This window comes from Kribbella sp., assembly GCF_035655035.1.
Taxonomy (GTDB): Bacteria; Actinomycetota; Actinomycetes; order Propionibacteriales; family Kribbellaceae; genus Kribbella.
This window is the reverse complement of the sequence record NZ_DASRVN010000693.1, coordinates 1-11,938: the sequence shown is the minus strand read 5'-3', so window position 1 is coordinate 11,938 and position 11,938 is coordinate 1. Positions and strand designations below refer to the sequence as shown.

Sequence of the window (11,938 nt, the reverse complement as noted above, 5' to 3'; positions counted from 1 at the left end):
GTACGGCGACATCCCGCAGGGCAACGGCGACCCGGCGCTGACGCAGTACGGCGAGAACGTGACGCCGAACCAGCACGCGCTGGCGAAGCAGTTCGGGCTGTACGACAACACCTACGACATCGGCACGAACTCGGCCGAGGGCCACAACTGGCTGATGCAGGCCGACAACCCGGAGTACACCGAGTCCTCGGCCGGTGAGTACACCCGCAGCTACGACACCGAGAACGACGCTCTCGGCCACCAGAAGAGCGGGTTCCTCTGGACCGGCGTGCAGGCGGCCGGCAAGTCGGTCAAGAACTTCGGCGAGTTCCTCTCGGTCGAGCAGAAGCCTGCCGGTGGCACGTGGCAGAACTACTACTGCGACACGAAGAACATCATCGCGACCGGGGCGGACCCCCAGTACCCGATCAAGATCGGCTCGGCGATCCCGTCGCTGAACGACGTGTCGGTCCAGGGCTTCCCGCAGTTCGACCTGGACGTCCCGGACATCTACAAGACCGAGGTCTGGAAGAAGGACTTCCAGAAGAACGGTCCGGCCAACCTGAACATGTTCTGGCTGTCGAACGACCACACCGGCGGCCCGACCAGCGGCGCCGCGGCGGTCGCGGACAACGACCTGGCCACCGGCCGGATCGTGGACACGATCTCGCACAGCAAGTACTGGAAGGACTCGGCGATCTTCGTCGTCGAGGACGACTCGCAGGCCGGTCTCGACCACGTCGACGGGCACCGGGCACCGATCCAGGTGATCAGCCCGTACGCGCAGCACGGCACGGTGGACAGCCGGTACTACACCCAGATCACGATGATCCGCACGATCGAGCAGATCCTCGGGATGAAGCCGATGAACCAGAAGGACACGGCGGCGACGCCGATGTTCGGCGCGTTCAAGAACAAGCCGGACTTCACCCCGTTCACCGCGGTCCCGAACCGGACCTCGCTGACCGCCGGGATCAAGACCCTGCCGTCCTGTGGCGCGGATGTTCCCGCGGCGCAGAGCCCGACCGCCGCACCGGCGCCGAAGGCGACCGTTCCGGCCGGGCAGCAGGCGATGGCGGCGACCTGGGAGGCCTGGAAGGCCCAGCAGCGGACCACCGGCCCGAACGCCAAGGCCGACTTCGCGAACCCGGCGCAGATGAACCACTTCGACTGGTACGAGGCGCACGACTGGTCCACGCCGTACCCCGGCGAGACCAAGATCGTTGCTCCGAACGACGTACCGGGCGCGGTGATCCCGGCCGCCGACGGCAACTGACACTCTGCGGTAACCACAAGTTAAGAAGCGGCATGTAGAAGTTCCGCATGGAATCCGCGCGGACGCCGGCCCGGGTCGAGCAGCCAGCTCATCCGGCCGACGTCCGCGCGGTCGGTTACGGGCCGGACGACGTACCGGTGGTGCCGGACAGGTACGCCGACCTGCCCGTCCATGAAGAACCGTCCGGCCGCGCCGGTGACTGGAACGACTTCCTGATGGAGCCGGAGCCGTCGTCGGTCTACGTCGTCGACGACCGCTACCTGTACGTCACCGACGAGCACGCCCGGGTCACGCATGCCGAGGGCTGGCTCGGGTGGCTGCCCTCCCAGGAGAACGAGGACCGCCGCAACCTGGAGGCGCAGCGCGATGCCGGCAAGCCCGATCGGCAGCGCACCGACGACGGCGGTCACCTCTTCGGCACGATGTTCGACGGGCCCGGCGAGTCGATCAACATCACCGCGCAGTCCCGCTCCCAGAACCAGGCGGTGAAGGGCGTCGCCGACAACTGGCGGCGGATGGAGGAGAGCTGGCAGGCGATGCGCGCTGCCGGTGTTCAGGTGCACGCAGCGATCGACGTGAAGCATCCGAACGGTACGACGCGACGCCCGTCGAGCCGTACCGTCGTGTCGCGACACGAAGGACGGCGCTCGCCCCGGAGTATCTTCAGGGAGACCAAACCCGTCGGCAAGGGAGCCGGATGAGTGAGATCGGTGTCATCGACACGATCGCCCGCGCGCTGGTCGCGGCGCTGCCGGCCGGGTGGCGCGAGGTAACCGCGGTCTACCGCGCGACGTCGGCGTACGCCGAACTGGACGCGGACGTGGACGGCTCGCAGGTGGAGGTTCTGCCGGAGGGGCTGGAGGACCACTTCGAGGAGCTGCGGCGCGAGATGTACCGCCCGGGCAAAGGCACCTGGCTGACGGCTCGGCTGACCATCACGTCCACCGGGCATTTCGCGACCGACTTCGACTACAACACCGAGCCGGCATGGTCGATCCCGGTGGACGAACGGATCTACAAGGACGACCTTTCCGTCTTCCCGAGGGACGCCGAGAACACCCCGGACTGGATGCGTCGTTAATTCAGTGGCGGGTGCCGGGATCGGCTGGTAGCGTCGCCGACCTGTCTTTTTCGGGATCGAATCGAACCGGATGGATCTGCTCCGGGGCGGGACCCAGCTCACGATTCGAGGCTCTTCTCCGATGGTCGAACCTGAGTTAGCGACCGAACGCGCCTACCTGTCCGCCGCCCGTACCGCACTGCGCTCGATGTACGCCGAGGTCGTGGACCGCGACGTCCAGATCATCGGCGGCGAGGACAACGACGAGCGCTTCACCAACGAGGCCAACCAGCGGGCCAAGGAGCGCCGGACGCACGCGCTCCTGGACCTGCCCGACGTACCGCTGTTCTTCGGCCGGCTCGACTACGAGCACGGCACGATCGAAGGGCACGACCAGATCTACATCGGCCGCCGGCACGTCCACGACGGCACCGGCGTACCGCTGGTCATCGACTGGCGCGCGCCCGTGTCGGTCCCGTTCTACCGCGCCACGACCACCGACCGGCAGCACGTACTGATGCGCCGCCGGTACGGCTTCTCCGATCATGCCGACCTGACCGGCTTCGAGGACGAGTCGCTGACCGCGGTGGTCGAGACCGATCAGGCGGACGCCTTCCTGCGTGCCGAGATCGAGCGGCCGCGCACCGGCCCGATGCGCGACATCGTCGCCACCATCCAGCCCGAGCAGGACGACCTGGTCCGCGCGCCGCTGCACCCGAGCGTCTGCGTCCAGGGCGCGCCCGGCACCGGCAAGACCGCGGTCGGCCTGCACCGTGTTGCGTACCTGCTCTACACCGAGCGCGAGCGCCTCGGCCGCGGCGGCGTCGTGATCGTCGGCCCGAACAAGTCGTTCCTGTCCTACATCCGCAAGGTGCTGCCCGCGCTCGGCGAGGTCGACGTACGGCAGATCACCATCGACGAACTGATCACCCGGCCGGTGACGACGACCGACGAGCCCGCGGCCGAGGCGCTCAAGGGCGACACCCGGATGGTCGGCGCGCTCCGCCGTGCGCTCTGGTCGTACGTCGGTACGACGACCGAGGGAGTCCTGTACAGCAAGGGATCCCGGCGCTACCGCGTGCACGACTACGAGGTCGTCGACATCGTCTCGGACCTGCGCGAGTCGACCCGGTACGCACCCGGCCGCAACGCCCTCGCGCAGCGGATCGCGCACGTGGTGCTGGTTCGGATGGAGGAGCGCGCCGAGTCCCCGGACGACCGGGTGCAGAACGCGGTCGCCCGCTCGAAGCCGGTGAAGGAGGTGCTCGACGCGGTCTGGCCGCGGGTCGCCCCGGAACAGGTCCTGCACCGGCTCTTCTCGGACCCGGAGTTCCTGGCCGAGGCCGCCCCGGACCTCACCGAGGAGGAACGGGCGGCGTTGTTGTGGGCGAAGCCGGCCCGCTCGTGGAAGTCGGCGAAGTGGTCGTTCGCGGACACGGTACTGCTCGACGAACTCGAGGACCTGATCGAACGCCGGACCGGGTCGCTCGGGCACCTCGTGCTGGACGAAGCGCAGGACCTGTCGGCGATGCAGCTGCGGGCGCTGGGCCGCCGGTGCCGGACCGGATCCGCGACCGTCCTCGGCGACCTGGCGCAGGCGACGACGCCGTGGGCGGCGGGCTCCTGGGACCGGGTGCTCGGGCATCTCGGCAAGAACGACGGCATCGTCGCGGAGCTCGATCGCGGGTTCCGGGTGCCGGAGCAGATCATCAACTTCGCCGCCCGGCTGCTGCCGGCGATCGCTCCGACGCTCAGCACACCGACCGGCGTCCGGACGGTCGCGGACGCGCTGAGCATCGTGCCGGCCGGGACCGCGTCGTACGTCGGGCAGGTGGTCGTCGAGTGCCGGACCGCGCTGGCCGGGGAAGGTTCGGTGGCGCTGATCGCCGCCGACGACCAGGTCGCCGGGCTGCGGGACGCGCTCACCGCGGCCGGGCTGGAGGCCGCGCTGCTCGGTGAGACCGAGGACGAGATCGACACCGTCCGCCTGGTCTGCGTACCGGCGACGCTGGCGAAGGGGCTCGAGTTCGACGCGGTCGTGGTGGCCGAGCCGGCGCATATCGTCGCGGCCGAGCCGCGCGGGCTGCACCGGCTGTACGTCGTACTCACCCGGGCCGTCAGCCGCCTGCAGATCGTCCACGCCGAGCCGCTGCCGGAGGTCCTCGGCTGAGCCGCGGCTGAGGGTAGGGTCTGGCGAATGAGCGTTCTGGCCCTCTTCGCGGTGCTGGCGATCGTGGTCGTCGTGGCCGGAGTCGTCTGGGGCATCGTCGCGCTGGTCCGCCGGCAGGCGTACATCAAGTCGATCCGGGAGCGCGGCTGGACCTTCGTCAACACGCCGACGTGGGACTCGGTCGCGCGGCTCGGCAACCCGCCGTTCGGCATCGGCTTCGACCGGAAGCCGGACGACCAGATCACCGGGGTCACCGCGGCCGGGCGGCCGTTCCAGGTGATCGAGTACAAGTCGCCGTACTGGTCGGGCTGGGTCGGCATGGTGACGCTGCCGCGGCGGTTGCCGGAGCTGTGGATCACCGGTGGCGAGACCACCCCGCGGTACGGCGTCCTCGCGCAGGCGGTGCCGGCGCCGCCGCAACTCGGGCCCGGCTGGCAGGTCGGCACGATGGATCCGGCGTTCGCGCAGGAGGCGGTGTCGCCGCAGCTGTGCCAGCAGTTGAGCGTACTGGCCGCGGGACAGACCGGTGTGAACCTGAGCATCGACGGCGACCAGGTCGTCGTCCTCGATCCGCCGCGCAAGGACCTCGACCTGCTCGCGCAATGGCTGAAGCAGCTCGGCGCGATCGCGACGGCGATCGACAGTACGCCGCTCGACCGTTGGATCCAGCCGGAGCCGCCGCCGCGGCTGACGTTCTACCACCACCCGGACTGGAACTGGGTCGGCGTCGACGACAGCCTGCTCCAGTTCACGCCGATCCAGCGTGGCGGCTCCAACCACCGCACCGAGGACGTGGTGCGCGGCCGCGACGGCGACGGGCCGCCGTTCGTCGCGTTCGAGCACCACTGGACGACGACCCGCACGGAGTCGTACACCGACAGCAACGGCAACTCGCAGACCCGCACCGTCACCGAGCACCACTCCGAGCCGGTCCTCGGGTTCCAGTTGCCGGTCCGGATGCCGCCGCTGAGCATCGGGCGCAAGGGGTTCGCGAGCAACGCGATCGAGTTCGAGAGCGCGGCGTTCAACAAGCAGTTCGCGGTCTTCGCGCAGGACCAGAAGTACGCGTACGACGTGATCCACCCGCGCCAGATGGAGTACCTTATGGCGGCCCAGGGCCGGCCGTTCCGGATCGAGCAGGACTGGGTGTGGTTCTCGCCCGGCGAGCACAGCCAGCCGGCGATCGCGCACTGCTCGGCGTACCTGCGCGGTTTCCTCGGGCTGGTGCCGCGGTTCGTCTGGCGCAACCTCGGGCTCGCGGACACGCCGTACCCGGCGCTCGACAGCACTCCCGTGGGCTAACGGGAATTCGGTTGCCGTCGTCGTGGTTGGATTTCACCGTGTTGAATCAACGAACCGTCGTCATCTTCGGCGCCAGCGGTGACCTGAGTTCGCGGCTGTTGCTACCCGGGCTGGGCAGTCTGCTGGCGGGGCCGCGGGCCACGAGCGTGCGGATCATCGGGACCGGCCGGTCGGCGCTCGCGCCGGACGAGTGGACGCGGCGGGTGCGGTCCGCGTTCGGCGACGACCTCAGTGCTGCGGCGGCCGAGACGCTGGCAACCACGCAGTACGTCGCCGGTGACCCGACGGATCGCGCGCATCTGCGGGCGCTGCTCGAGCTCGCCGGCCCGGCGCCGGTGCTGTACTTCTCGCTGCCGCCGGCCGTGACGACCGCGATCGTCGAGACGCTGCAGGGCATCGACCTGCCGGAGGGGACCGAGCTGGCGTTCGAGAAGCCGTTCGGTACCGACGCCGCGTCCGCCGCCGAGCTGAACAAGCTGGTCGGGTCGCTCGTCCCCGAGGAGAACGTGCACCGCGTCGACCACTTCCTCGGGCGTACGGCGGTGCTGAACCTGATCGGCCTCCGGTTCGCGAACCGGCTGTTCGAGCCGGTCTGGAACGCGGAGAACATCGAGAGCATCGAGATCGTGTACGACGAGACGCTCGGGCTGGAGGGGCGTGCGCAGTACTACGACAACGCCGGCGCGCTCGTCGACATGATCCAGAGCCACCTGCTACTCGTGCTCGCGCTGCTTGCGATGGATGCTCCCGCGACGATGGACGCGGTCGAGGTCCGCAGCGAGATGGCGCGGGCGTTGCGCAGTACCCACCTGTACGGGTCGGCGCTGCAGGCCAGCCGGCGGGCGCGGTACACGGCCGGCGGGACCGTTCCGTCGTACGCCGAGGAGGCCGGGGTGGATCCGGCGCGGGAGACCGAGACGCTCGCCGAGGTGACCGTCGAGGTCGACACGAACCGCTGGGCCGGGGTGCCGATCACGCTGCGCTCCGGGAAGGCGCTCGGAGTCGCGCGCAAGGAGATCGTGGTGAAGTTCAAGCCGCTGCGGCACCTGCCGTCCGGGCTGCACGGCGGGCGTGACGGTGAGACGCTGCGGATCGGGCTGAACCCGGGGGACCTGTCCCTGTCCGTTCCGGCGCTGGGCGTCGACGGCCCGTACACGATGGGCCAGGTCTTTCTCGACGCGACGCTGCCGTCGTCCCCGGTCCTCCCGTACGGCGAGGTCCTGAACGGCATCCTCCGCGGCGACCCGCTGCTGTCGGTCCGCGGCGACGTGGCCGAGCGTTGCTGGGAGATCGTGGAGCCGGTCCTGGACGCCTGGCGCACCGGCGAGGTCCCGCTGGAGGAGTACGAGGCAGGCTCGAACGGCCCCGCCCACTGGCACGCGCCCTCGGCCTGACACCAGGGACTTACCCTGGGGCGACGGGACGGTCCTCGGCCGGAGAGTGAGAGCAGTCAAGCAATCACTCTCCACCACGAGGTGCAATCACCATGAGAACCGTCCTCTCCCGACGCGCAGGCGTCACCCTCGCCGCGGCGACCGCGGCGCTGGCGGCCGCGATGGCCGGCCTCGGACTTACCGCCGAAGCCGGCACCAACCCGGCAGCCACCTCCCCAGTGGTTGCTACGGGCAACGGGATTGTCCGGGGCGTGGCTGTCGACGGGACAGCGGCGTTCCGGGGGATTCCTTACGCAGCGGCCCCGACGGGGGAGTTGCGGTGGCGCGCGCCGCGGCCTGCGGCGAGCTGGCCGGGCGTGCGCGATGCGACGAAGTACGCGCCGGGCTGTCCGCAGGGGGCCGGGATCGCGCCACCTGGAGCGCTCAGTGAGGACTGTCTGTACCTGAACGTCTCGACTGCCGCGCTGCACCCGGCCACGAAGCGACCGGTGCTGGTGTGGATCCACGGTGGCGGGCTGACCGCGGACAGCGGGTCGAACTACGACGGTACGAAGCTCGCCAAGGCCGGTGCGGTGGTCGTGACGATCAACTACCGGCTCGGTGCGCTCGGCTTCCTCGCGCACCCGGCGCTCGCGTCGCGACCCGGGGGAGCGAGCGGTAACTACGGCCTGATGGACCAGCAGGCAGCGCTGCGCTGGGTACAGCGCAACATCGGCCGCTTCGGCGGCGACCCGCACAACGTCACGATCGCCGGCGAGTCGGCGGGTGGGCTGTCCGTACTCGCGCACGTGACCGCACCCAGCTCGAAGGGCCTCTTCCAGCGAGCGATCGTGGAGAGCGGCGCGTTCGCCCTCGAACAGGAACCGCTCGCCAAGGCCGAGGTCACCGGCGAGGAGTTCGCCGCCAAGGTCGGATGCGCCGACCAAACCGCCGCCTGCCTGCGGAAGGTGCCGGTGCAGGCCCTGGTGGACAACGCCGCGACCGCGAGCGTCACCATCCCCGGCGTCGTCGACGGCGCAGTACTGAAGGAGTCGATCGGCACCGCCCTCGCCGCCGGCCGCTTCAACCACGTGCCGGTCCTCAACGGCAGCAACCACGACGAGGAAGCCCTCTTCACCCTGGGCGGCCGAGTGGTAAGCCGCGGGTACAACGTCGGCTACACCAGCCCGGTCACCCCGCAGAACTACGAAGCCAACATCGCCGCAGCCCTCCGGGTAATACCCGCGCAGGCCGCAGCCATCGCGGCCGACTACCCCCTGTCGGCGTACCCGTCACCGGACAAGGCCTTCGGCACGCTCATCGGCGACGCGACCTTCGCCTGCGGTGCACAGCAGGTCACCAAGTGGACCTCCGCGCACGCGTACGAGTTCAACGACGACACCGCGCCGTTCCTCTTCGCCCCGGCCGGCGCTCTCTCGGTCGCCACGCACGGTTCCGAGATGTGGTACCTGTTCGACCTCCCCAACGCGCCGTTCCCGGCGCCGCTGAACGCGCAGCAGACCGCCCTGGCGGATTCGATGCGAGCCGCCTGGGTGAAGTTCGCCGCTACCGGCAACCCGTCGACGGCCGCCGTACCGTGGCCGGCTTCCGGCCGGAACGGCGCGGTACTGTCGCTCAAGCTCCCCGCTCCGCAGGTGTCGACGGACTTCGCGGCGCGGCACCACTGCGCCACTTTCGCCCAGAATCTTGACAAGGTTAAGTAATAGTTCCAATATCCTATCCGATTCGGTTTCTCTGGGATTCGCCGAGAAGAAGAGGTCACCGCCATGACCAGATCCGTTCGGAGCAGGGTGTTACGGGCCGCCGTCGCGGGGCTCGTGGTCGCCGGGCTGCTGCCGGCAGGTTTGAGTACGTCGACAGCAGCACCGGTCCCGACCACCACGACCGTCACCCCTCAGGCTCTGCCGGGGCCGGCGGGGGACAAGGCTGCCAAGCCCTACATGGGCTGGAGCAGCTACAGCATGCAGGTCTTCAACCCGAACGGCGGCAGCTGGATCACCGCCGACCAGCTGATCAAGCAGTCCGACGCGATGCACGCCAAGCTGCAGCCGTACGGGTACAACTACATCAACATCGACGCCGGCTGGAACGACGGCGTCGACGCGTACGGCCGGCCGACGCCGAGCAAGAAGCTCTACCCGAACGGCCTGCAGGCGGTCATCGACCACATCCACGCCAACGGCCAGAAGGTCGGCCTCTACACGATCCCGGGCATCAGCAAGGCCGTCATCGACGCGAAGCTGCCGATCTACGGCGCGCCCGGATGTACGACCGGTGACCTTCCGGTGCTGCCGCTGCAGAAGGGCGACTACTGGGGCATCGGCTACCGCATCGACTTCTCGAAGCCGTGCGCGCAGAAGTACGTCGACTCGATCGCAGACCTGTTCGGCTCCTGGGGCCTGGACTTCCTGAAGTTCGACAGCGTGACGCCGGGCTCCGGGATCAGCGATCTCTCGGTCGACGCCCGCGACGACGTGAAGGCCTGGTCGCAGGCGCTGAAGCGGCACAACATCTGGCTCGAGCTGTCCTGGGCGCTCGACATCAACTATGCCGACACCTGGAAGCAGTACGCGAACGGCTGGCGGATCGAGTGGGACGTCGAGTGCTACTGCACCGGTACGGCGCTGACCGCCTGGCCGAACATCAACCGGCTGTTCCCGAAGCTCGCCGAATGGTGGCGGCACGCCGGCCCCGGCGGCTGGAACGACCTGGACTCGCTGGACGTCGGCAACGGTTCGATGGACGGCATGACCAAGGACGAGCGGCGTACGGCGGCCACGCTGTGGGCAGTGTCTGCGGCGCCGATGTACATCGGCAACGACATGACGAACCTGGACGCGTACGGCCTCAGCCTGCTGACCAACCCCGAGGTGATCGCGGTCGACCAGGCCGGGCGCCCGGCGCATCCGGTGTCGACGAAGTCCAACCGGCAGGTGTGGTACTCGCTCAACGCGGACAGCTCGTACACCGTTGCCCTCTTCAACCTCGGCCAGACCGACGCCGACATGACGGTGAACTTCGCCGACCTCGGCCTGAACGGCGCCGCGAAGGTCCGTGACCTGTGGGCCCGCAAGGACGTCGGGACGTATGCGTCGAGCTACACCGCGCAGAGTGTGCCGATCCACGGTGTCCGGCTGTTCAAGGTGACGCCGCAGAAGAGTTCCACGATCAGCGTGAACGACGACGACCTCCGGGTCACGTACGACGGCGCGTGGCAGCGGAACAACAACTACGAAGTACCGGCGGTGTCGCAGGCGTTGACCGTCGGCGTGACCGACTCGTCCTCGAAGACCGCCGCGAAGGCGCTCGACCTGCCGACCCGGACCGTGCAGGTCAACAACAACGACCCGGGCATCGTCTACACCGGCAACTGGAACTACAGCTCCGGCCGCGGGCTCGGTGACTACCAGGACGACGTGCAGTGGACGGAGACGAACGGCGACTCGTTCTCGTACCAGTTCGTCGGGACCGGGGTGGACTATGTGACCGAGACCGACCCGGGGCAGGGTGACGTCGACATCTACATCGACGGCCAGCTGAAGCAGACCGTCAGTACGTACATGGATCCGTCGCTGGGGCACAACAAACCTCAACAGGTCGTGTACAGCGTCTCGGACCTGCCGAACGGTACGCACACGATCCGGGGTGTGAAGAAGTCCGGGCAGTTCATGCTGCTGGACAAGCTGAACGTCCGGCAGGAGAGCCTGCTGAACCCGGACACCGCGGCGTTCGACAAGGGCGCACCGGCCGACGTGAACGTCACGCTCGGGCGGGACCCGGGTGAGCTGGACGGGATCGCGAACGCCGGCAAGGACCTGGTGAAGGGCACCGACTACACGGTGAACGGGAACGTGGTGACGATCAGCAAGGCGTACCTCGCGACGCTGCCGGTCGGGAACACGCCGCTCGACGTACGGTTCCGCGGGGACTACCGCGACGACATCCACGCCACGAAGGACGACGGGGCCTCCGTCGGCCTGACGTTCACCGGTACGGGCGTCGAGTGGAGTACGGCGCTCGCACCGGACCAGGGCGACGCCGACGTGTACGTCGACGGCAAGCTCGTACAGCGGGTGAACCTGCACAACGACGTACGGGTGACGAACCGGACCGTCTTCTCCACCACCGGCCTGAAGAACGGCCAACACACCCTGAAGATCGTCAAGGTCAACGGAGAGGTCCTCCGCAACGACACAATCCGCTACACCCTCGCAAAGTAGGCACGAACGCCCTACGGCAGTCCCGACCAACACCCGGGACCACCGCCCCTCCGCCCCGACCGGGGCGGAGGGGCTGACCCCGCGACACCCCCGCCCAGGAGGGAGGCGGGTACACCCCGCGACACCTTTCCCCGAGCTGAGGCGGGTTCACTCCGCGACACCTTTCCCCGAGCGGGGGTGGGTTCACTCCGCGACACCCCGCCCGGGAGGGATGCGGGTACACCCGGCGACACCCCGCCCGGGAGGGAGGCGGGTACACCCCGCGACACCTTCCCCCGCTCGGAGGGGCACTCCGCAATAACTCCCGCCCCCGAGCGGAGCGAGGGGGCGGACCCTGGTTGTTCCCTGAGTCACAGGATTCTGACTGACTGATTAGTCAGTTAGTTGTTAACCTTGCCGGGGGGATCGAGCGCGCATCCCTGACGACCGAGCGAGGTGCCGCCTATGTCTTTGAGTGATCTGACCATCCCGCGCCGCCGGGCCCGCCGGAGGGAGGACTCCCGGCTGGCCGACCACGTCGACCGGCTCGGTGAGGAG

Annotated in this window: 8 protein-coding genes; all 8 read left to right on the top strand. The window is 68.9% G+C overall.

Annotation, left to right across the window (positions count from 1 at the left end; genetic code table 11):
- On the top strand, window positions 1–1,255 hold a 1,255-nt coding region (locus tag VFF46_RS36100; RefSeq protein ID WP_325041750.1), incomplete at its 5' end, for an alkaline phosphatase family protein.
- A 47-nt stretch (window positions 1,256–1,302) separates the two neighbouring features.
- Window positions 1,303–1,956, top strand: a complete 654-nt coding sequence (locus VFF46_RS36095) for a DNA/RNA non-specific endonuclease (RefSeq protein WP_325041749.1) — start codon at window positions 1,303–1,305, stop codon at window positions 1,954–1,956.
- Window positions 1,953–2,336: an immunity protein YezG family protein gene (locus VFF46_RS36090; RefSeq protein WP_325041748.1), complete on the top strand. Its 384-nt coding sequence runs from the start codon at window positions 1,953–1,955 to the stop codon at window positions 2,334–2,336. Before VFF46_RS36095 ends, VFF46_RS36090 begins: the two co-directional genes overlap by 4 nt.
- 121 nt (window positions 2,337–2,457) lie before the next feature.
- The gene (locus VFF46_RS36085) at window positions 2,458–4,485 is read left to right on the top strand and encodes an AAA family ATPase (protein ID WP_325041747.1); all 2,028 of its coding nucleotides are present in this window, start codon (window positions 2,458–2,460) and stop codon (window positions 4,483–4,485) included.
- Window positions 4,486–4,512: 27 nt separating this feature from the next.
- Window positions 4,513–5,787 (top strand): DUF3137 domain-containing protein, encoded by a 1,275-nt coding sequence (locus tag VFF46_RS36080; protein WP_325041746.1) that lies wholly within the window; start codon window positions 4,513–4,515, stop codon window positions 5,785–5,787.
- A 38-nt stretch (window positions 5,788–5,825) separates the two neighbouring features.
- A complete protein-coding gene (locus VFF46_RS36075; protein WP_325041745.1) occupies window positions 5,826–7,181 on the top strand; it encodes a glucose-6-phosphate dehydrogenase in 1,356 nt (451 codons plus the stop codon).
- 92 nt (window positions 7,182–7,273) lie between these two features.
- A complete protein-coding gene (locus VFF46_RS36070; RefSeq protein WP_325041744.1) occupies window positions 7,274–8,884 on the top strand; it encodes a carboxylesterase/lipase family protein in 1,611 nt (536 codons plus the stop codon).
- A gap of 63 nt (window positions 8,885–8,947) precedes the next feature.
- The gene (locus tag VFF46_RS36065) at window positions 8,948–11,401 is read left to right on the top strand and encodes a X2-like carbohydrate binding domain-containing protein (protein WP_325041743.1); all 2,454 of its coding nucleotides are present in this window, start codon (window positions 8,948–8,950) and stop codon (window positions 11,399–11,401) included.
- Window positions 11,402–11,938 lie beyond the last annotated feature (537 nt).

Coding starts and splice junctions, on each gene's coding strand:
- VFF46_RS36095 (WP_325041749.1), top strand. CDS start 1,303: ATGGAATCCGCGCGGACGCCGGCCCGGGTCGAGCAGCCAGCTCATCCG.
- VFF46_RS36090 (WP_325041748.1), top strand. CDS start 1,953: ATGAGTGAGATCGGTGTCATCGACACGATCGCCCGCGCGCTGGTCGCG.
- VFF46_RS36085 (WP_325041747.1), top strand. CDS start 2,458: ATGGTCGAACCTGAGTTAGCGACCGAACGCGCCTACCTGTCCGCCGCC.
- VFF46_RS36080 (WP_325041746.1), top strand. CDS start 4,513: ATGAGCGTTCTGGCCCTCTTCGCGGTGCTGGCGATCGTGGTCGTCGTG.
- VFF46_RS36070 (WP_325041744.1), top strand. CDS start 7,274: ATGAGAACCGTCCTCTCCCGACGCGCAGGCGTCACCCTCGCCGCGGCG.
- VFF46_RS36065 (WP_325041743.1), top strand. CDS start 8,948: ATGACCAGATCCGTTCGGAGCAGGGTGTTACGGGCCGCCGTCGCGGGG.